General features: G+C 70.8%; 16 protein-coding genes. 12 read left to right on the forward strand and 4 right to left on the reverse strand.

The features are described 5' to 3' along the window. Positions 1-30 precede the first annotated feature (30 nt). Positions 31-1,248, reverse strand: coding sequence for a M20/M25/M40 family metallo-hydrolase (locus G4D86_RS35800; RefSeq protein ID WP_163998618.1), 1,218 nt, complete (start codon positions 1,246-1,248; stop codon positions 31-33). A 356-nt stretch (positions 1,249-1,604) separates the two neighbouring features. Here G4D86_RS35800 and G4D86_RS35805 point away from each other — a divergent pair, with 356 nt between their 5' ends. From G4D86_RS35805 to G4D86_RS35815, 3 genes are all read left to right on the forward strand, one after another. Then, a complete protein-coding gene (locus G4D86_RS35805) occupies positions 1,605-4,160 on the forward strand; it encodes a PAS domain S-box protein (RefSeq protein ID WP_163998619.1) in 2,556 nt (851 codons plus the stop codon). Between the two features lie 143 nt (positions 4,161-4,303). Continuing rightward, positions 4,304-5,197, forward strand: a complete 894-nt coding sequence (locus G4D86_RS35810) for a PilZ domain-containing protein (RefSeq protein ID WP_163998620.1) — start codon at positions 4,304-4,306, stop codon at positions 5,195-5,197. Between the two features lie 134 nt (positions 5,198-5,331). Further along, positions 5,332-6,981, forward strand: a complete 1,650-nt coding sequence (locus tag G4D86_RS35815) for a GMC family oxidoreductase (protein WP_163998621.1) — start codon at positions 5,332-5,334, stop codon at positions 6,979-6,981. A 3-nt stretch (positions 6,982-6,984) separates the two neighbouring features. On the opposite strand, the gene G4D86_RS35820 is transcribed toward G4D86_RS35815, so the two are convergent. Beyond that, positions 6,985-7,500, reverse strand: coding sequence for an OmpA family protein (locus tag G4D86_RS35820; protein ID WP_163998622.1), 516 nt, complete (start codon positions 7,498-7,500; stop codon positions 6,985-6,987). A gap of 287 nt (positions 7,501-7,787) precedes the next feature. Between G4D86_RS35820 and dgt the strand changes: the two genes are divergently transcribed. From dgt to G4D86_RS35835, 3 genes are all read left to right on the forward strand, one after another. Further along, on the forward strand, positions 7,788-9,182 hold the full coding sequence (gene dgt / locus G4D86_RS35825) for a dGTP triphosphohydrolase (RefSeq protein WP_163998623.1): 1,395 nt from the start codon (positions 7,788-7,790) through the stop codon (positions 9,180-9,182). 161 nt (positions 9,183-9,343) lie between these two features. Beyond that, positions 9,344-10,168, forward strand: coding sequence for a spermidine synthase (locus G4D86_RS35830; protein WP_240360645.1), 825 nt, complete (start codon positions 9,344-9,346; stop codon positions 10,166-10,168). Positions 10,169-10,334: 166 nt separating this feature from the next. After that, positions 10,335-12,380: a spermidine synthase gene (locus G4D86_RS35835; protein ID WP_240360664.1), complete on the forward strand. Its 2,046-nt coding sequence runs from the start codon at positions 10,335-10,337 to the stop codon at positions 12,378-12,380. A 17-nt stretch (positions 12,381-12,397) separates the two neighbouring features. On the opposite strand, the gene G4D86_RS35840 is transcribed toward G4D86_RS35835, so the two are convergent. Then, a complete protein-coding gene (locus G4D86_RS35840) occupies positions 12,398-13,333 on the reverse strand; it encodes a bestrophin family protein (RefSeq protein ID WP_163998625.1) in 936 nt (311 codons plus the stop codon). Positions 13,334-13,494: 161 nt separating this feature from the next. Between G4D86_RS35840 and G4D86_RS35845 the strand changes: the two genes are divergently transcribed. The 3 genes from G4D86_RS35845 to G4D86_RS35855 are packed head-to-tail and all read left to right on the forward strand — an operon-like array spanning position 13,495 to position 16,012. After that, on the forward strand, positions 13,495-14,049 hold the full coding sequence (locus G4D86_RS35845) for a YkgJ family cysteine cluster protein (RefSeq protein ID WP_163998626.1): 555 nt from the start codon (positions 13,495-13,497) through the stop codon (positions 14,047-14,049). Between the two features lie 27 nt (positions 14,050-14,076). Further along, a complete protein-coding gene (locus tag G4D86_RS35850; RefSeq protein WP_163998627.1) occupies positions 14,077-15,207 on the forward strand; it encodes a sensor histidine kinase in 1,131 nt (376 codons plus the stop codon). After that, positions 15,200-16,012, forward strand: a complete 813-nt coding sequence (locus tag G4D86_RS35855; protein WP_163998628.1) for a LytR/AlgR family response regulator transcription factor — start codon at positions 15,200-15,202, stop codon at positions 16,010-16,012. Before G4D86_RS35850 ends, G4D86_RS35855 begins: the two co-directional genes overlap by 8 nt. 9 nt (positions 16,013-16,021) lie before the next feature. Here the strand turns inward: G4D86_RS35855 and G4D86_RS35860 are convergent, their stop codons facing one another. Next, complete coding sequence (locus G4D86_RS35860) at positions 16,022-17,557, reverse strand: MBL fold metallo-hydrolase (protein WP_163998629.1); 1,536 nt, start codon at positions 17,555-17,557, stop codon at positions 16,022-16,024. A 449-nt stretch (positions 17,558-18,006) separates the two neighbouring features. Between G4D86_RS35860 and G4D86_RS35865 the strand changes: the two genes are divergently transcribed. The 3 genes from G4D86_RS35865 (at position 18,007) to G4D86_RS35875 (ending at position 21,025) form a co-directional block, all read left to right on the forward strand. Beyond that, positions 18,007-18,567: a hypothetical protein gene (locus tag G4D86_RS35865; protein WP_163998630.1), complete on the forward strand. Its 561-nt coding sequence runs from the start codon at positions 18,007-18,009 to the stop codon at positions 18,565-18,567. A 165-nt stretch (positions 18,568-18,732) separates the two neighbouring features. Then, the gene (locus G4D86_RS35870) at positions 18,733-19,773 is read left to right on the forward strand and encodes a hypothetical protein (protein WP_163998631.1); all 1,041 of its coding nucleotides are present in this window, start codon (positions 18,733-18,735) and stop codon (positions 19,771-19,773) included. Between the two features lie 40 nt (positions 19,774-19,813). Beyond that, positions 19,814-21,025: an alpha/beta hydrolase family protein gene (locus tag G4D86_RS35875; protein ID WP_163998632.1), complete on the forward strand. Its 1,212-nt coding sequence runs from the start codon at positions 19,814-19,816 to the stop codon at positions 21,023-21,025. Positions 21,026-21,034: the final 9 nt, after the last annotated feature.

Consider the following 21,034-nt stretch of genomic DNA (forward strand, 5'->3'; position numbering starts at 1 on the left):
AGTGCACGGAGGCCCGCGGGGCGGGTGCGACTACTGCGCGGTGCCCTTGGCCAGCTCGGCCACGTAGGCGGCGGTGATCTTGGAGTACTTCAGCGCGTGGGTGGCGGTGCCGCCCGAGCGCGACAGCGTGTCGCTCGCCGTGTGGATGTAGGGGTTGTCCGAGCCCAGCGGCGCCTCGAAGGGGATGGAGGCGGCGTAGCCCTGGTTGTACCAGGACGCGTGGTCCGAGCAGCCGTAGCCGCACGACGAGTTGCCCTGCGGAATCTTCACGTACGTGGTGATGAGGTTGCGCAGGAACGTGTTCTGCGCGGAGTTGGAGTAGTCGGTGATGACGACGACATCCACGGAGCTCGAGCCCTTGTAGTTCGTCATGTCGAGCTGGAGCACGCCCACCACGTTGATGGCGTTGCTCTTGTGGTAGGCGGCGATCTCCTTGGAGCCGCGCAGGCCCACTTCCTCGGCGGCGTAGGCCATGAACTTCACCGTGCGCTGAGGCCGGTAGTTGCGGGACATGGCCACGCGGATGACCTCCGTGAAGGACGCCACGCCCGACGCGTCATCGTCCGCTCCCGGCGCGTTGCCGCCCGAGCTGTTGATGGAGTCCAGGTGCCCGCCCACCACCACGACTTCGTTGGGCAACGTGGTGCCGCGAATGGTGAGGATGACGGACGGCTGGGCCCAGCTCGCGTGCCGGAACAGCTCCACGGTGACGTCGGTGCGCGAGGCGGGCACGTAGCTCTTCCACTTCGCCAGCAGCCAGTTGGCCGCGTCCACGCCGCCCTGCGACGTGTAGTAGCGCGTCGAGTAGCCCGACAGCGAGGTGATGGTGCCGCGCACGTTGGTCTCCAACACGGAGCCCATCAGCGCGTTCACCGTGGTGGCGTTGTCGAGCGTGTAGGTGACCAGGCTTTGCGGCGCCAGCGCGGGGGCGGGCTGCAGCGACGCCACGGCCTCGTCCTGCGTCTCGTGGGTGATGAAGCCCGCGCAGCGGTTGAAGCGCTCGTGCATGAGCGTCGCGAGCCGCGACAGCTGCGACTCCTTCACGCGGAACACGGAGACCTGGTCCTTCGCGAGGACGGCGGTGGGCTCCTCCCAGCCCGCGCTCTTGAAGGACTCGCGCATGGGCGCGACGGCCTCCGTGCCCAGGGTGATCCACAGCTCGCGGTCCTTGGGGGCTGCCTTGTTCTGCTCGGCGAAGGCCTGCGACGTGCTCAGCAGCAACAGGGAAACGGGAATCAAGCTCTTCATACGCACTGCTCCTCTGGCGGGGGACAGGGTCCGCGCTACGCGGCCCTCACGGCGGGGCGGCATCCTGCTTTTCGTGAATTACCTGAATTAACTGGAATCTAGGGAGTGTCGTAAAGTGAACGGAAGCCTCGGACCCGGAGGCGGGGGACGCGGGGCGCAAGGGGGGCGTCTCCTGGGCAGCCGCCCGGGGGCATGTCACGCGCGCTGCTTGCCGCTGCCTCGCGCGTCTCCCACGTTCAGGGCATGGGCCCGAGACACCTCTCTTCCCGCCTGACGGCGGACGCGGGCGGAGCTGGCCGGGGATGGAGGGGTCGAGCGTCGTGCCTTCCCCCACGCCCGCCGCGTGGAGGAGAGCCATGTTGCGCTCGCCACGCTGGCTGCTGATTGCGGTGACGCTCGGGCTGGGGCTCGCCATCACGGCCGGGTTGATGGCCTTCGACAGGCTGGCCCGCGCCAGCCTGGAGCGCGAGGCCCTGCTCGAGCAGCAGGACCGTGCCGAACAGCTCGCCGGCCAGCTCCAGAGCCGCCTGGAGACGGCGGGGCAGGTGACGCGCACCGTGGCGACCCTGGCCGCGCCGCTACGGGAGCGCTCCGCCGTGGAGAACCTCGTCCAGGGCACGCTGGCGTCCACCTCTCCCGAGTCCATCTACGGCATCGGCGTGTGGTTCAGCCCGTACGCGCTGGAGCCCGGCCATCGCTGGGTGGGGACGTATGCCCACCGGAAGTTGGACGAGACGCAGCACATCGTCCTCACCTACGAGTGGTCCACGCCGGCCTACGACTACCACCAGCGGCCCTGGTACCAGCAGGGTCTCCAGGCGAAGGGCAGCCCCTACCTCACCGAGCCCTACTTCGACGTGGACCTCGTCTACTCCACCCTCTCCATGTCCTTCGGGGGCGTGGACGGGGCGCCGCGAGGTGTCGTCACGGTGGACGTCGTCCTCCCGCAACTGGTGGCCCTGGTGGCCCGCGCGAACACCGCGTCGCATGAGACCTTCTACGTCGTGACGCGCGCCGGGCGGCTCCTCGCCCATCCCCGGGAAGCGTCGCTCGTGACGTGGACGCGCGCGCGCAACGGCTCGGGCACCACCGCCGTGCCGGAGCTGACAATCGCGGACCTGCGCGCCTACGAGCAGGCCCACCGGTTGGGGGAGGACCTGCACACGCAGAAGGCGGAGGTGGATGACGCCGGGTGGACGGTCCACGTCTCCACGGACAGAGACTGGCTCTTCGCCCACTCCCGCCGGCTGCACGTCACGCTCCAGGCGGTGGGCGTCACCGTGTGGGTGGCGCTCCTCGCGGGCATGGTGGCCGGCATGCGCACCCTGCACGTCCGGGAGCTGTCCCGGACGCTCGCCCGGCGCGAGCAGGAGCGGGAGGCGCTGGAGCGCAGCGAGCGCATGCTGCGCGAGGTGCTGGAGACGTCCATGGACGGCGTGGCCGCGGTGGACACCCAGGGACGGCTCGTGACGTGGAACACCAGCGCGGAGCGCATGTTCGGCTGGCGCCGCGAGGACGTCCTCGGCCGCCCGGCGGTGGACCTCCTCTGCAGGCCCGAGGAACGCGAGGAGCGCAACCGCCAGCTCCAGCGCATCATCACCCGGGGCTGCTCCATCATCCCCGCCTGCCGCCTGGAGGCGTACGCGGTGCGGCGGGACGGCACGGTGTTCCCGGTGGAGACGAGCCTCGCCGCGGTGCCCACCGACGGCGCGCACCGCGTCTACGCCTTCGTCTCGGACATCACCGGGCGCCGCCGTGCGGAGGAGGAGCGCCAGCAGTTGCTGGCCCAGCTGCGGCGCCGCTCCGCCGAGCTGCGGGCCATCATCGACCACATGGTGGAGGGCGTCTTCGTGGCCGACCCGGATGGCCGCCAGTCCTTCGTGAACCCGGCGGGCCAGCGGATGTGCGACGCGGACGTGTCCCAGGCGGAGGCCCGGGAATGGGAGCCGGGGTGCGGCGCTTCCCTGCGCACCCTGGACGGCGTCCCCCTGGCGCGCGATGAGCTGCCCCTGTTCCGGGCCCTGCGAGGCGAGGTGGTCCGCAACTGCGACATCCGGGCCGTCAAGCCCGGCGGTGAGCGGGTGCTGCGCATGAACGCGGCCCCCATTCCCGACGAGCAGGGCCGGGCGGCAGCGGCGGTGGTCGTCCTCCACGACATCACCGAGACGGTGGAGTTCGACCGGCTCAAGGACGAGTTCGTGCGGATGGCGGCGCACGAGCTGAAGACGCCGGTGACGGTGATGAAGTCCTTCGCGCAGCTGGCGCTCAAGACGGACGCGGGCCGCGACACCACGCTGGGCCGGCTGCTGGAGGGCATCGACCGGGGCGCCAACCGCATCGACCAGGTGGTGCGCACGCTGCTGGACGTGTCCCAGCTCCACCTGCGGCGCATGCGGCTGGAGAAGGAGTCCCTGGAGCTGAAGTCCCTGGTGGAGGACACGGCGCGGCGGATGGCCGAGCTGCATCCGCGCCACCCCATCCACGTGCACGCGGATGAGGAGGTGGCCGTGTGGGGAGACCCGGCCCGCCTGGAGCAGGTGCTTGTGGCGCTGCTCGACAACGCCGCGCGCTACTCCCCGCCGTCGGCGGCCGTGGAGGTGACGGTGGCCAACGAAGGGGACTCGGCGCGGGTGTCCATCCGGGACGAGGGCATCGGCATTGCCGCGGACAAGCAGGCGCGGCTGTTCAACCGCTTCTACCGGCCCCATGCGGGGACGGTGCATGACCGGGGCGGCCTGGGGGTGGGGCTCTACATCGCGCGGGAAATCGTCCAGCAGCACGGCGGCCAGCTCACGCTGGAGAGCAGGGAGGGGGAGGGCACCACCGTCGTCATCCGCCTGCCGCTGCACCCCGCGCGGGACGGGACGGACGTGGCGCCCTTCGCCGCGGAGCAGGACGGTGCCTCCGCATGAGCGGCGCGCCGCGGGCGCTCGCGCCCCTGCTCGCTGGCGTAGCGGGGCAGGTCTGACCCGTGATGGGTTCGCTTCGTCCCGCCTTCGTGGCAGCGCGGAGAACGGTAGAGTTCACGCGTTGGCACGGGGGCCGTCGAATGGGAATGGCAAGAGCGCACGGGAATGTGTTGGAGGAGTACAACGCCCTCCACGCGAAGCAGAAGTCACAGCCGCTGAGCCCCGAGCAGGAGCAGCGACTGGAGCTGCTGCGGGATGTCCTCCTCGAGCTGGGGGCACTGCCGCCCGAGGGGAGTCCGATGCCGGCGCGTCCGGTGCGCGCGGACGCGGTGCTCGAGCTGTCGTTCGCGACGCAGGCCGACGTGGTGCGCGCGTACACCAAGAATATCGGGGCCGGCGGCCTGGCCATCAAGACGGCTCGCGTGCTGCCGGTGGGCAGCACCCTGGAGCTGCGCATCCGCCTTCCCGACGCGTCCCAGCCGGTGCTCGCGCAGGGCCAGGTGGCCTGGGCCAGGGAGGACGAGATGGGCGTGGCCTTCACCCAGCTCCCGGCGGAGACGGAGCGGAGGCTGAAGGAGTTGCTCGCGGCGGATGCGTCGCTGCTCAAGCGCGTGCGGAGCGTGCTCAAGTCGGACGTCATGGAGCTGCTGAAGACGGACGTGCGCGAGCTGGGCAAGGGCCCCGCGCCCCAGGCCGCGCAGGCCCAGGAGGTGGACACGCGGCCCGTCGTCCTGGTGCGGCTGCTGGACGCGAAGCTGATGACGCTCGTCACGGAGCTGTTCGCCCAGCAGTCCCTGCGCGTCATCTCGGAGCCGGCGCCGGACAAGCCCGCCCCCATCATCGTCGTCGACACGGGCACGGCGCTCGACGTGCTCCGGGCCGCCGGCCGCCCCGGGGCGCGCATCGTCATGGTCAACGTGAGTGGCCCGGACTCGCTGGTGGGCCGGCTGACGAACCTCAACCCCGCGGCGTACGTGAAGCACCCGGCCACCGCGGCCTCGGTGCTCCAGGCCGTCACCCGGCTGCTCGGCAGTAACTGACTGCGAGCAGGCGAGCGCTCGCGCTTCCGCGCCCCGGACAGGCTCCGGCTCTGGCATAGAGTGGGCCCTTTCCGGGCCGGCCCGTGCGGACGCGCACGGCGGGGCCCCGTTATGGGACTGGGAGGCGGACGCTCATGGACTGCGACTGGCTCATCATCGGCTCGGGATTTGGCGGAAGCGTCAGCGCGCTGCGGCTGACCGAGAAGGGCTACCGCGTGGTGATGCTGGAGAAGGGCCGGCGGCTGCGCGGACCGGACTTCCCCAAGACGAACTGGGACCTGAAGCGCTGGCTCTGGATGCCCCAAATGGGCTGGCGCGGTCTGTTCAAGATGACGTTCTTCCGCCACGTCACGGTGCTGTCCGGCGTGGGCGTGGGCGGCGGTTCGCTCGTCTACGCCAACACGCTGCCCATCCCGAAGGACGACTTCTTCCAGTCACCCTCGTGGGGCCACCTCGCCGGGTGGAAGGAGGAGCTGGCGCCGCACTACGCCACCGCGCGGCGGATGCTGGGCGCCACCGTCAACCCGCTGACCACCGTCCCGGACAAGGTGCTCAAGGAGGTGGGCGAGGACCTGGGCCGCACCGACTTCCAGCCCACCACCGTGGCCGTCTACTTCGGCGAGCCCGGCGTCACCGTGAAGGACCCGTACTTCAACGGCGAGGGCCCGGAGCGCACCGGCTGCATCTCGTGCGGTGGCTGCATGCTCGGCTGCCGGCACGACTCCAAGAACACGCTCGACAAGAACTACCTGTACCTGGCGGAGAAGCGCGGCCTCACGCTGCACGCGGACACGGAAGTCACGTGGGTGCGCCCGCTGCCGGAGGGTGGCTACGAGGTGGAGGCGCTGCGCGGTGCCCGGAGCTTCTTCCGGGAGAAGGTGCGCTTCACCGCGCGCAACGTCATCTTCGCCGGTGGCGTGCTGGGGACGATGGACCTGTTGCTGAAGCTGAAGGAGCACGCGGACGGGCTGCCGCGCCTGTCGGACCGGCTGGGCGACGGCGTGCGCACCAACTCCGAGGCGCTCATCGGAATCGTCAGCGGGCGCAAGGAGCAGGACTTGTCCAAGGGCATCGCCATCGGCTCCATCCTGCACACCGACGCGCGCTCGCACCTGGAGCCGGTGCGCTACTCGGAGGGCTCGGGCTTCTTCCGGCTGCTGATGGCGCCCCAGGTGCCCGGGGCCACGATGTTCGCGCGGCTGGCGCGGCTGTTCGGCATCCTCGCGCGCCACCCGGTGCGCTTCCTCAAGGCGTGGTTCGTCCCGGACTTCGCGCGGCGGACGATGATTCTCCTCTACATGCGCACGCTGGAGGGGCACCTGCGCATGCGGCGCGGGCGCGGGCTGACGACAGCGCTGCGCCGGGGCGTGAGGACGGGGCTCCAGGAAGGGCCCGCGCCCACCTCCAACATGCCGGAGGCGTTCGACCTGGCGAAGCGCGTGTCCGACAAGCTGGACGGCTACCCGATGACGATGGTGAGCGAGACGCTGCTGGGCATCCCCACCACCGCGCACATTCTCGGTGGCAGCTGCATGGGGGACTCCGCTGAGACGGGCGTCATCGACCACCGCCACCGCGTCTTCGGCTACGACGGGCTCTACGTGGTGGACGGCTCGGCCATCTCCGCCAACCCGGGCGTGAATCCGTCGCTCACCATCACCGCGCTGGCGGAGCGGGCGATGACGTTCATCCCCGCGGCGCAGGAGCGGCCGCGCGGGGAGACGGACGCGGTGGTGGAGCCCGCGGCGAGGACCGCGGGCTCCGTAGCTGCGGGGGCGCGCTGAGGACTACAGGCGGACCTGCAGCTCGTAGCGGCGGTTCTTCGCCTTCTTGGCCGCCGTGTCGTCCGGCTTGACCAGGGGCTTCTCGGAGCCGAAGCCCACGGCGATGATTTCGTTGCGGGGCACGCCGCGCGTCACCAGCTCCTTGACGATGGTCTCCGCGCGCTCCTCGCTGAGCTTCTTGTTCTTCGCCGCGTCACCGGACGAGTCCGTGTGGCCGGAGACCTCGAACTTGTAGCTCTTCGCCCCGGCGCCATCGAGCTGCTTCTTGGCGTCGATGAGGGCGGAGGCCAGCTTCTTCAGCTTCGCGTCGCAGCCGGGCTCCAGGGTGGCGGTGCCCGTCTTGAAGCCGCACTGATTCTTGCGGCCCTCGTCCATCAGCTTGGTGTTGACGCGCTTCTCGACGGCGCCCTTGCCGGCGTCGCCCGCGGTCTTCTTGATGGCATCCAGCGGGCTCTGCGCGGAGGCCACTCCAGGGAGGGCCAGCAGCGACACGGAGAGGCATAGGGCCTTGAGCTTCATGGAAGGACTCCTCGGTTCGGAAGGGTGGAGGGTGGAACGGCGCGCAAGGCTGCCCATGCGCACCCGCCACGTCCAGCGCGGAGATGTTCCCGGAGCGGGGAGCGCGGGGCCTGCTCGCCGGCCCGGTGGGCGGTAGGTGTCCGGTGTGTGCCCGGGAAACTTGCCTCACGCCGGGGCCGGAGCAGCATGGGCGCCAGGTCCCTTCGCAGAGCGAGGCAGCCGTGGGCAGCAGCAGTCGAACGGAGAGATGGCGGCAGCTCCTCTCGCCGCACCGGGTGGGCTCCCCCGTGGCGAAGGAGGGCGCGGCGGAGAAGGCCGCGCCCCCGCCGGACGAGCGCCTCCTGCCGGACGAGCGCACCGACTATGACCGGGACTACGACCGCATCGTCTTCTCCAGCGAGTTCCGCTGCCTGCACGACAAGACGCAGGTGTTTCCGCTGTCGTCCAGCGACTACACGCGCACTCGGCTGACCCACAGCATCGAGGCCTCGTGTGTGGGGCGCTCGCTGGGGCAGCTGGCGGGGCGTCACCTCTCGCGCGAGCAGAGCGTGGAGGTGGAGCCCTCGCATCTGGGCACCATCGTCGCTGCGGCGTGCCTGGCGCATGACATCGGCAACCCGCCCTTCGGCCACTCAGGGGAGGCGGCCATCCAGCACTGGGTGGAGCAGCGGCTGGTGCCCCCGGGGCCGGAGCGCACGAGCCCCTTTGGCAAGAGCGCGGAGTGGAAGGACCTGCAGAGCTTCGAGGGCAACGCGCAGGGGCTGCGCATCCTCACCCGACTCCAGTCGCGCGAGCGGTGGGGCGGGCTGCGCTACACGGCGGTAACGCTGGGCGCGATGAGCAAGTACCCGCGTCCCTCGGTGCTGCCCGACGGGCGTTCGCCGGAGAAGGGGCGCGTGTCGGAGAAGAAGTTCGGTTACTTCCAGGACGACCACACGCTGGCGGTGGAGGCCTACCGGGCGCTGGGGTTGAAGGAGCGCGAGCCCGGCGTGTTCTCGCGCCACCCGCTGGCCTTCCTCGTCGAGGCGGCGGACGACATCTGCTACGCGGTCATCGACCTGGAGGACTCGGCGAAGCTGGGGCTGGTTCCCATGGAGCAGGCGTGCAGGCTGCTGGAGCAGGTGCTGCCTCCGCCGCCGTCGGACAAGCCGCAGCGGCCGCCGCCCTCGCACCTGGAGACGCGGATGGCGCAGGCGCGGGCGCGGGCCATCGGCCTGTTGATTCCGGCGTGCGTGAAGGTGTTCCTGGCGCACGCGGAGGAGATGGAGCGGGGCGAGTGGGAGACGCCGCTGGTGTCGGCGGACAAGGACGTGCGCGAGCAGCTGGATGAAATCAAGCGCATCACCCGGCGCCAGGGCTACGAGAGCGAGCGGGTGCTGCAGATCGAGAGCGCGGGCTTCAAGACGCTGGGCGGCCTGCTGGACATGTTCGCGCTGGCGGTGGTGACGGACTCGCCCAACCGCGAGGAGCGCAAGCTGCGGCAGCTGCTGCCGATGGAGTCCTTCCAGCGGCCGGAGTTCGCGGACGCGGACCAGAAGAAGCCCCCCGAGCGCGACGCCGCGATTGAGCGGCTGACGAAGTACCAGCGCCTGCTCTGCGTGACGGACTACATTTCCGGGATGACGGACGGCTTCGCGGTGGAGCTGTTCCAGCGCCTGTCCGGCATCAAGCTGCCGACGTAGTGACAGTGGACCTCGCGCATTCCCCCTATGCTCCAGCCGTGATGTGGATGCGCCAGGATGGCCAGGCAGGGCTCGCGGACTCGTGGAGGACTCCGCTCACCCGCTGGCATCGGCTGGTGCGGCTCCACCCTCAACCGGAGGGCAGGGCCCAGAGAGCCGTGATGGCCCAGGCACGGCTCTCTCGTGCGCTCGAACACCCCCGCAAGCTGCTGCACGTGGCGAAGTCGCGGGACGGACTCCTCGTCGTCAGCGAGGACGACGAGGGCCGGCGGCACCTCCAGTTCGGCTGGCTGGGCTCGGCGCAGAGCGTGGTGTGGCCGGGGTTCCCGCTGCGGCTGGAGTCCGACTACACGCGCGCCATGGTGGCGGCCCTGGCCTTCGTGGCGGAGCCCCGGCGCATCCTGGTGGTGGGAGTCGGAGGCGGCGCCATTCCGATGTTCCTTCGCGAAGTCCTCCCCCAGGTCCACGTCGACGCGGTGGAGCTCCACCCGGAGGTGCTGGACGTGGCCCGGCGCTACTTCGGCTTCCACGAGGACGCGGAGCTCCGTGCCCACGTGGCGGATGCGCGCCGCTTCATGGAAACACCCGGTCCGCCCTATGACGCCATCCTCCTGGACGCCTATGGCGCGCGTGGCATCCCCGCCCCCCTGGCCACGCGGGACTTCCTCCTCGCGGCCCGTGCGCGCCTGTCACCGGGTGGCGTCGTGGTCGGCAATGTCTTGAGGGCCCAGGGACGGCAGAACTCCTCCATGGCACCCACCTGGAAGGAGTGCTTCACCCAGCTCTACGCCTTCACCGTGGAGTCGTCCGCCAACCAGGTCCTGGTCGGGCTTCCGGACGCGACGAAGCGCTCCCGTGCGGAGCTGAACGCTCGCGCCGACAGGCTCACGCGGGAGTGGGGCACGCCCTTCAACCTGCGGACCCGGCTGGCCCGCCGCTACCAGAGGAGCGCTCGCCTGGCCGGGAAGAAGCCCGAATCGGAGTGAGCCTCCTGGAGGAACGGGGCCTCGGAGTCGCAGCGCATTCCCCAGCCCGTGCCGGTGCCGAGGTCCCTGCGTGACGGAGGGCCGCTGGCGGTGGGAGGCGGGCCTCTGTCATCTTCCCGCGCACGCAATGAAAGCGCCCCTCCGCCTCCCGACTCCGCCCGTGAGCATGCGCTTCCAGGGGTTCGTCTTCCTGGGTTCGTTCCTGCTGTTCCAGGTGGAGCTCATCGTCGCGCGCCTGCTGCTGCCCGCGTATGGGAGCAGCGCGGCGGTGTGGACGACGTGCATGATGTTCTACCAGGGCGTCCTGCTACTCGGTTACCTGTACGCGGGCCGGCTGTCGTCCCTCGTGCTGTCGGGGCGCTACCGCTGGGCGCACCTGGCCTTCGTGCTGTTCCCGGTGGTGACGTTCCCCTTCCACTTGAGGAGCGTGGCGCTGCCGCCCATCGTGGCCATCATCGTCACGCTGGTGCTGTCGCTCGGCTGGCCCTTCCTAGCGCTGTCCACCACGAGCATCGTGGCCCAGGGCTGGCTCACTCGCACCGGGCACCCGGCCCGGAACGACCCGACCTTCCTCTACGGCACGTCCAACGCGGGCGCGCTGCTGGCGCTGTTGACCTTCCCCTTCCTGGTGGAGCCTGCGCTCGACACGCGCGCGCAGCTCGGCGTCTGGTACGCGGCCTACGGCGTCTTCGTGCTGCTCACTGCGCTGTGCATCCGGACGGTGCGGCCCGCGGACGGAGCTCCTGGAGGCGCTCCCGTCCCAGCCCCCGTCACCGGGCCGGCGCCAGGGACGCGCCTCACCGCGAGGCTCGCCTGGCTGATGCTCGCGGCGAGCGCCAATGCGTTGCTGATGGCGGTGACGAACGTCCTCACGCTGGACGCGTCCATGCCCCTGCTGTGGATTGTCCCGCTGACGCTCTACCTGCTCACCCTCATCCTCAGCTTCGCGCGGAGCCCGCTGACGCCCGAGCGCCTCCACCGCCTGTGCATGGTGGGGCTGCTGGTGGCGGCGGGAGCGGCCGTCGCGGCGCTGCTGCGAGTCCCCTCGGTGCTCCCGTCCCTCGCGCTCCACGGCGCGGTGCTCTGGGTGGGCTGCCTGCTGCTGCACGCGAGCCTGGCGCGGTGCCGGCCCGAGGAGCCGGGCCTGCTGGGCTCGTACTACCTGCACATCTCCGTGGGCGGCTGGCTGGGCACGGCGCTCATCGTGCTGGGGGTGCCGCTGCTGCTGGGCTCGCTGGCCATGGCCTACGTGGACTACGGCGTGGCGGGACTGCTCGTGCTGGCGGCGCTCTTCGCGCGGGACGTCGCGCTGAAGGAGCGGGGAGAGGCCCAGCACCGACGCGCGCCATTGCTGGCGGCGGGCGCGGCGGTGGCCATGGCGGGCATCCTGGCGCTCGCGGCGGTGAAGTTGCTGCACAGCCGCGTCGACGGCTCGCGGACGTTCTACGGCCTCTACACCGTGAAGGACGAGAACGGGCTGCGCATGTTCCAGCACGGCAGCACGGTGCACGGAGTGGAGCGAATCGCGGCGGAGGCCCGGGGCGAGCCCCTCCTGTACTACCACCGGGGCTCGCCCGTGGGCCGCGTGCTCGCGGAGTCCGCGCCGCGAGCGCGCGTGGCGGTGGTGGGGCTGGGCATCGGGAGCCTCGCCGCCTACGGGCGCGGGGGCGAGCAGTGGGACTTCTACGAGCTGGACCCGGAGGTGGAGCGGCTCGCCCGCAGCCACTTCACGCTGCTCGGGAGCAGCGCCGCTGCGGTGCGCGTCGTCACCGGTGACGCGCGGCTGCGCCTGCAGGAGGCGGAGGCGCAGGCGTACGACGTCATCATCCTGGACGCCTTCTCCAGCGACTTCGTCCCCACGCACCTGCTCACGCGGGAAGCGCTCGGCCTGTACCTGCACAAGCTGCGGCCCGGAGGGCTCCTGCTGTTCCACATCTCCAGCCGGCTGTTCGACCTGGCGCCGGTGCTCACCCGCCTGGGTGCGTCGCTCGGGCTGCAATGCGCGCTCAGCGGCGCCGAGTCACTGAGCACGGCGGAGTTGGAACGGGGGCTGTCCCCGAGCCGCTGGTTCGCCCTCACCGCGAGCCCGTCGCAGGCCCGCTGGCTGAACGAGCACCTGGGGTGGAGTGAGGTGCGTGCGTCCGACGACCTGCTGTCACGCAGGGTGTGGACGGACGACTACGTCAACCTGCTCCAGGCGCTGCGCTGGTAGCGGGCTCCCGTTGACGGCTACGGGAGGATGAAGTCCCGTGGCTGCAACGGCTCGGGCTGCGGCTCGCCCAGGGCTTCGAGCAGGTTCATCTCCGCCGTGCGGGCGAGCGCGAGCAGGGGCAGGTCATTGGGGGCATTCCCGAAGGGCTCCTCCAGCTCGTCGCTCAACCGGTCCAGGCCGAAGAAGGTGTAGGCCACCATCGCCGCGAGCACCGGCGTGAACCAGCCCAGGGCCTCGGCGATGCCGAAGGGAAGCAGCAGGCAGAAGAGGTACGCGGTGCGGTGGAGCAGCACCGTGTAGGTGAAGGGCACGGGGGTGGAGCGGATGCGCTCCGAGGCGGTGAGCACGCTCATCAACGCGTGCACCCGCTCGTTGAGCGAGCCCCAGGGGATGTCCGCGAGCCGGCCGTTCCGCCGCAGCGCGGCCAGCTCCCCGGCGTGCTCGCGAAGCAGGGCGTTCGGTCGATTCCGGCTGGTCAGTACGCGTGAGCGCTCCGGCTCCGGGACGTAGCGGGAGATGTCCTCCGCGGCATCGTGCCCGCGCAGGTGCGCGGCGAGCGCGTGCGCGAAGGCGATGTTCCGGTGCACGAGCCGCCGCGCCGTCCGCCGCCCCTCGAGGGGCAGCTCGGCGCGGCCGTCGTCCAGCAGGGTGATGGCCTCGTGTGAGAAGGCGCGCAGCTCGATGAGGAGCGAGCCCCAGACCTTGCGAGCCTCCCACCAGCGGTCATAGGAGGCGTTGTTCCGGAACCCGAGGAAGATGGAGAGCGCGATGCCGAGCAGGGACAGCGGCGCGGGTGAGGCAATCGGCAGTCGAAGGCCGCTCTGCCTGGATGCCCACACGACGAGGCACGACAGCGTCGCGATGCCCAGCACGTGAGGAAGGACGCGCGGCAGGATGGTGCCGCGCACGACGAAGAGGAGCCGCAGGGGACTGGGACGGGGACGGACAATCACGAGCGGAGCCCTCCTGCACCAAAGCACCGGCGGTCGCAAGCGTGCCGCCGCCCCCAGTCTGTTGAAGACGCGGCTGCGCAAACCCGGCGTGAGTCCCGGACGGCTTCACGGTGAAGTTGTCCCCGCGCACGTCCGGTATCAAGCTACCGCCACGGGTCGCCATGGAACCCATCTCCGAAGCACAGCGTGAGGCGCTGGAGGCGCTGTACCGGCGTCTCGAGTCGAGGGCGGCGGACATCTCCGGCTCGCACGCCTGGTGGCCCTGCCGGCGGGGATGCGACCACTGCTGCCGTCACCTGGCCGCACCATTGCCGCTCACCGGACTGGAGTGGCGCTACCTGTGGGAGGGCTTCCAGCGGCTGCCCGCCGAGGCCCGGGCGGAGGTGCGCGAGCGCGTGGCGGAGCTGGAGCGCACCGGGGCCTCGCGGCCGTACACCTGCCCATTCCTGGACCGCGAGTCGGGCGCCTGCCGTGTGTACTCGCACCGGCCGCTGTCCTGCCGCTCTTATGGCTTCGCCGCCGCGCGGGATGGTGGGCGCTGGTGTCACTTCATCACCGGCCTGCTGGAGCAGCACGGAGAGGGCGACATCGTCTGGGCCAACCAGGACGCATTGGAGGAGACGCTGGCCGCCCTCGGCGGCTCCACCTCGACGCTGTTCGAGTGGTTCGCGGCCCATCCCCAGTCGCCGCCCGCCCGCACCGCGCCGTCGACGTGAGGTAGACTCCCGGGCATCTTGCCCCCCATGGAGAACGCATCGCCCCACGCGTGGCGACGGTGGGCGTGGCTGGCCGCGGTGTGGACCGTGCCGGCGACGCTCGCCGCCGTGGAGACGTACTTCTTCAGCCGCCTCGGGCCGCAGCCGCTGCCCCTGTGGCGGGCCTTCGCCTCGCAGCTTCCGGCCTGGTACGTGTGGGTGCCCGCCACGCCCGCGCTCGTCCACCTGTCGCGCCGCCTGCGCCTGGGGCTCCCGCTGGAGGCCCGCGCCGTGGGCGGGCACCTGGCCGCGTGCCTCGGCGTCGGCGGCCTCTTCTCGCTGGTGTACACGCTGTGCCACGTGGCGTTCATGCCCGCCATGGGCAACCCGCCGCCGCTGCCCGTGCTGGTGCTGCGCTACTGGCTGGGCTGGATGCCCATGATGGCCATGACGTACGCGGCGGTGCTCGGCGTGGCGTACGCGGTGGACTCGCAGCGGCGCGCCCGGGAGAACGAGCGGCAGGCCGCGGCGCTCTCCGTGCAGCTCGCCGAGGCCCGGCTGCAGGCCTTGCAGTCACAGCTCCACCCGCACTTCCTCTTCAACACCCTCAACGCCATCGTCGTGCTGGTGCGCGAGCAGGAGACGGACACGGCGGCAAGGATGCTGGTGCTGCTCAGCGACATCCTCCGCCGGCTGCTGCAGCAGGGGGCCACCCAGGAGGTGCCCCTGCGCGACGAGGTGGCCGTGCTGTCGCGCTACCTGGAGATTCAGCAGCTCCGCTTCCAGGACCGGCTGCGCGTGGACTGGGATGTGGACGCGGGCGTGCTGGACGCGCGCGTGCCGAACCTGGTGCTCCAGCCGCTGGTGGAGAACGCCATCCGCCACGGCGTGTCCATGCGCTCGGCGGCGGGCGTGCTGCGCATCCGTGCCCGGCGCGAGGGTGACGTGCTGGAGCTGGCGGTGGTGGATGACGGGCCGGGGCTGCCGGTGGGCTTCGACCTGGAGCGCAGCCCGGGCATCGGCCTGTCCAACACGCGCGCCCGGCTGGCCCAGCTCTACGGAGACGCGGGGCGCGTCAGCGTGGCCAGTGTGGCCGGGGGCCCGGGCACCGTGGCCACCGTCCTGCTGCCGCTGCGAGAGGACAGCGCTGCATCCCTGGAGAAGCGCGCCCATGGCTGAGCTGCGGGTCCTGCTGGTGGACGACGAGCCGCTGGCCCGCAGGGGTCTGCGTCACGCGCTGGCCCGGCACGCCGAGGTGACGGTGTGCGGAGAGTGCCGCGATGGGCGCGAGGCCGTGACAGCCATCCGCGAGCTGCGTCCGCACCTGGTGCTGCTCGACGTGCAGATGCCGGAGCTGGACGGCTTCGGCGTCATCCGCGAGGTGGGTGTGGGGCAGATGCCCGCGGTCATCTTCATCACCGCGTATGACGCCTTCGCCGTGCGCGCCTTCGACGTGCACGCGGTGGACTACCTGGTGAAGCCCTTCGCGGACGAGCGCTTCGACGAGGCCCTGCAGCGCGCCCGGCAGCGGCTGCGCCAGGGCGAGGCGGTGGAGCTGGGCCGCCGGCTCGCGGGCCTGCTCGCGGACACGCCCGCGCCCCCCGTCCCCGCGCCACCGCCGGAGCCCAGGCCCGAGCGTCCGGCCGACTCCGCGGGCCGCCTCCTGGTGAAGGTGGGCACCCGCTCCGTGCTCGTCTCCATCGCGGACATCGACTGGATAGAGGCCGACGACTACTGCGTCACGTTGCACGTGGGTCCTCAGGAGCACGTCCTGCGCGAGAGCCTCGCGGCGCTGGAAGCGCGCCTGGACGCGGAGCGCTTCGTGCGCATCCACCGCTCGGCCATCGTCAACGTGGAGCGCATCCGCGAGCTGCACCATGCCTCGCCCACGGAGCTGCTGGTGGTGCTGGAAACGGGGCAGCGGCTGCGGGTGAGCCGCAACCGCCGCGAGCACCTGGAGCGCCGGCTGGGCCGGGCCCGATAGCGCTGGGGCTCAGGGCGCCGTCGAGGCCGTCGCGGGAGCGCGGGCCTTCTCCACCGCGTCGGTGAGGGCCTTCCACTCCGTCGCGCCCAGGTGCATGCCGAAGGCGCGCGCCACGTCGAGCTTCTCGCGCGCCGCCACGTCCACCGTCTCCGAGAGCTGTTGAGGGTTGAAGAACCCGCCGCCCTGGCCCGGCTGCACCAGGTCGCTGGTGTAGAGGAGGCGGTGCTCCGGCAGCCACACGAAGAGCATCCGCTCGCCCGTCTCCGTGCGCACCGGAATCAGCTCGAGCCGGTTCGTCCCCGTGCCCAGCGTCGTGCGGCGGCCCACGCCCTGGAGCTTCGCCGCGCGGGGCGTCTTCGCCAGCGCATCCGGCACCCGCGTCCGGGGCGCCTTCAGCAGCCGCTCCACCAGCGGACGGTTGACGTCCAACACGTGGGCAGGGATTGCGCGCGCGGCGTACTCACGCAGGCCGCCGATGTGGGGCCACGCGTCGCTGGTGGACACCACCGCCTTCACCTTCACGCCAGGGAAGCGCTTCGCGGCCTCCTCCAGCACGCGCGCCGAGTAACCGGAGGCGATGGGTGCCTCAATCACTACCAGCCCGTCATCCTGCTTCACCAGGGCCACGTCCCAGCGGCCGGGCAGGTGCACCACGCCCGGCGCCAGCTCGACGGCGGGGCGGCTCGGATGGCCCAGCGGAGTGTCATCCACCGTCATGTCCCGGCGGGAAGCGAAGGCCTTGCGCACGTCGTCGGAGAGGGCGAAGTCCGCGTCGGACGCCTTCGCGCCCACCTCCAGCGCTGTCACGGTGAACGCGTGGTAGGTGGTGTCATTGCGCTGCCATTCCCAGTTGCGCGGGTAGCGCAGCCCTCCGGCCTCCAGCGACCAGGACTGGAAGAACAGCCGGGTGCGCACGTCGCCCCAGACGCTCCAGAACATGTCGGCCGGGTGCGCGTCCTCGGTCTCCACCAGCGTCGGCAGGCCCGTGTTGGCATTGAGGAACAGGCGCACCGCCGCGCGCCCGTGGTGGAACGTCACCACGTGGTGCGGCACGTCCTGCAGCACCGTGTCCGGCGCGGAGCGCAGGTCGGCGGCGTCCAGGGCGGTGAGCAGCACGCGCTCGGGCGCGAAGTCGAGCCGCTCGCGCATGTCCTGGAGCTGGGCGCCACCGGTGGGGCGGACCTGCCCGTCGCGCTCCATGGCGACGACGTCGCCATCCATGAGCACCGTCAATGACTGCCACGTGCCGAGCCCCGCCGCGCCCCGGCTCTCGGTCTTCTGGCGCAGGCGCTGGCGGGACGGGACGCGCAATTCGTCGACCTGCTCGTACATGACGAGCCACGGCGGAGCAGGGCGCTCGGACTGCTCCAGCAGGTTCCAGTGGCCGATGCCCTGGATGCGCAGGCTGGACAAGGCACGGAGTTGGGCCTCACCGCCCATGGCCTCGGCGGCGGCCTGGACACGGGCCCGGGCGTCGTCGGCGGCGGAGGCGGGGAGGGTGAGCAGCAGCAGGGAGAGGAGGGGAAGCAGGACGGTTCTTCGCATGGCGCCAGGATGGCGCGGCGTGAAGGCGCGCTTCCGCCCCATGCTGTGAACGGCGGGCGGGGTGCGGCGAACGGTAGGCCCGGGGCGGCGAATGGAGACGCGCGTGGCGTGGGGCCAGCTCCCGAGGGAGCTGGCCCGTGGGACGTCCGACAGGGGCGGCCAGCAAACGCGTCACGTTCCTCGTCATGGACTTCTTCCAGAGAAGATGTGTCTGGCTTTGACAGAGGCAGCCTTGCTCCTTCGTCAAGTGACGCGGTGTGTGTCGTTGTTCAGGACGTGGAAACCCCTTAGTCTGACATTCAAACAGCCGGGTAACACGCCAGGGTCGCAATCGTTCATGCGTGTTGGAAATGCAGGAATTGCCCGGTTGCGTTTGCAATTGAATTGAGGGCGATGTTAGTAAGGCATTGGCTTCGGCCAACCCAGCACAAACACCACAGGAGAAGTCCATGACGAGGAACGTGAAGCGTTTCCTGGCTGTCTCGCTGCTGTCCCTCACGCCGTCGATCGCGTTCGCCGGGCAGGTGGAGTTCCCCGACCTGTTCTCCCAGCGTGGCGAATACGTCAGCCTCCGCGAGGAGGGGGTTGAGCTTCCCGTGCTGCGGGGAGCTCCCGGGCAGTCCATCGGCCCCGCCCTGGAGAACCTCTTCGTGCAGAACCAGACCACCTCCACCCTCTCCCTGGGCCTCCAGACCGTGACGGGTACGTTCAACGGCGTGTTCACTCCCTACCCGTGTCCGCCGGGGTCGCTCTGCGGGTACCAGGTCAGCGCCCCCGCCCCCGTCGCGCCGAACCCGGTGGTCCAGCAGTACTACTGGACGGTCAACCCGTCGGCTCCGGCCACCTCGAAGACGTGCGTCTGGCGGGTGGAGGTCAGCGACAACGCCGGTAGCTGCGCGGCGACGGTCTTCTTCGGCACCTACGGCGGCGCCGTCTGCACCGTCGACGCGGCCCGGTCCTTCATCGACCCGGTCACGTGCCAGACGCAGATCGTCACCAACATTCAGTGAGCTGAGCCACGCACCGCCAGCGGCCTTTCGTGAGGCCGCTGGCAGTGCCCGCTACGCCTTTTCAGCTCGGCCGCGGCACAGGGTGCCGTCCCCGGCCCTGGTGCTCTGGTTCTGAAAGGCACTATGACTCACCGCCCCTATTTCTCGGAGGCGGTATTGGGACGCATGTCGTGGCTCTCCCTCGCGGTGCTGCTCGCCGCGGGTTGCAAGACGTCGGAAGGTGGCAGCGGATTCGGACAGGGTGGCGGCGCCGTACCCAAGGGGTTTCAAGCGCTGACGGTTCCTCGCGCCGACATCCCCATCGGGGCCATCTGGATGGAGGGCGTCGGTCCTGACGGCGCGGGACAACCCGAGGAGAACCGAGTCCGCACGCAGAGCGTGGCGTCGCTCGAGTCCGACCAGTCACTCTCCGCCGGAGTCGAGGGCGCCATCGCGCGCTACCTCAAGCTGACGGGCTCGGGCTCCGAGCGGGTGAAGATCAGCCTCACGTCGCTGACCATCGAGCGGGTCAAGTCGCTCGCCAATGTCGAGCTCGGCTCGGGCCAGGGCCTCCTGTACGAGGGGCTCCGCGCGGGGCGCATCACGCTCACCTACAAGTCCACGCTGGAGGCCAGCGTCCGGGCGGCGGCCTCGGAGCAGAACCTCCCCGTCACCGCCTCCGTCGGCGGCAACGCGGAGAACACGCTGGTGCTGGATGGCAGCGGGCTCTTCATCGGCTACCGGGTCGTCCGGTTGGTGCCGGAAGGGGTCGACCGCGAGAAGGAGGAGCTGGAGGACGGGCGGGTCCGTCTCGAGCCCTACGAAATCGAGCTCAACACGGGCCCGATGAACAAGTGCTACTGCAACACCGGGAGGGACGGGGCGGCGTACGACAGGTGCAGCCGGGAGGCGCCCTCGGTGGCCAACGTCGTCAACGTCAGCCGCTTCACCGGTACGGGCGGCCAGTCCTACGCCGAGAAGTTCCAGGTGCCCGGGGCCCTGGCCGGCGTGACGCGGGTCAGCCTGGGCACGACGATGTCGGACGCCTCCATCTCCGCCGACACGCTCAACTTCTGGCTCGTCTACGCGCCCATGGTCCAGGACGGGGCCGCCCACGGACTGGGGCAGATCTGCTCCATCTTCATCGAAGAGAAGAGCTACGTGGAGCTGGTGCGCAGCCGCTTCCGCGTCCAGGCCGTGCCGAACCCCGTGGCGCCGGGCTGGTGACGCGCGAAACCTTTCCGCCGCTCCCGTGTTGTAGCGCCCCATGACCCAATCATGGTGGATGCTGGCCGGGGTGCTTGCTGTCACGGGCTGTGGGACGGCGTTTGAAGGAGCTGGCGACGAGGCTCCCGTCGCTGTCACGGCGCAGGAGGTGGGCACCGCGGTGGCGCTCTGTGCGCCGCGGCCGTACGGGCCCGAGGTGGCGACGACGGCCGCGACGACGGAGCCGACGCTGTACGGCACCCAGGGGCCGCTCGCCGTACGCGTGCAGTCCGACGTGCCCAACGCGCTCTGGCCGGAGATGCCCATCACCGTCTACCGGCCCGACGACCGGAGCACGTACCCGGTGCTGTTCTACTCCCACGCGTATGGTGGCTCGGACCACACCCACGTGGGGCCGCTGCTGCGGCGCCTGGCGAGCAACGGCTACAACGTGGTGTTCGTGCCGTACATGAACACGGGCCCGCGCCGCTCGCAGTACGACACCCTGTGGGAGGGCTTCGTGGCGGCCGCGAGGCAGTACGGCACGCGGTTCGATGTCACCCGGGTCGGCTTCATCGGCCACTCCTTCGGCGGCGGCGCCACGCCGGAGCTGGCGCGCCGCGCCTTCGCGGACCCGACGCACAACGGGTTGACCGCCGCATGGGGGAGCGCGGGGCGCTTCATGTTCATCATGGCGCCCTGGTTCTCGTACCCGAATCTCGAGAACCCGACGGCGACCAATGACCACTACCGGGATCTACCCGTCGACGTGAAGACGGTGCTCCAGGTGTACGCGGATGACGACACCAACGACCCCCTCATCGCGGTGAACGACATCTGGAACAAGCTGCCGGCGAACCTGCAGGAGAAGAGCTGGCAGCTCGTGAAGAGCGACGGCTGCGATGGGCAGTGGCTCAACGCGGGCCACTCCCTGCCCGCGGGGTACAGCGGTGCGCCTCCGGGCTCGTGGGACAACGGGCACGACCTCTGGGCGGTGGCCCGGCGCATCCATGCGCTGGCGGGCTATTCGCTCAAGAGCGGCGGGGCCGTGGCGCGGGCCATCGCGTTCCCCACGACGCAGGACGCGCTCGGCCTGGGCAACTGGAAGAGCTGCGGCGGGCGCGCGGTGGTCCCCCTGGAGGCCAGCGCGACGACGCCGCTCCTCTCCGCGTGTGGAGGTGGCGGGGACGCGCCCGCGCAGGACTACGTCTTCACGTACTCCGCGCAGGAGCACTGCAGCTGGTCCGACACCGGCGCTCCCGCCTGCCGCTGAGCGGACCTC

The organism is Pyxidicoccus caerfyrddinensis, from assembly GCF_010894405.1.
Classification (GTDB): domain Bacteria; phylum Myxococcota; class Myxococcia; order Myxococcales; family Myxococcaceae; genus Myxococcus; species Myxococcus caerfyrddinensis.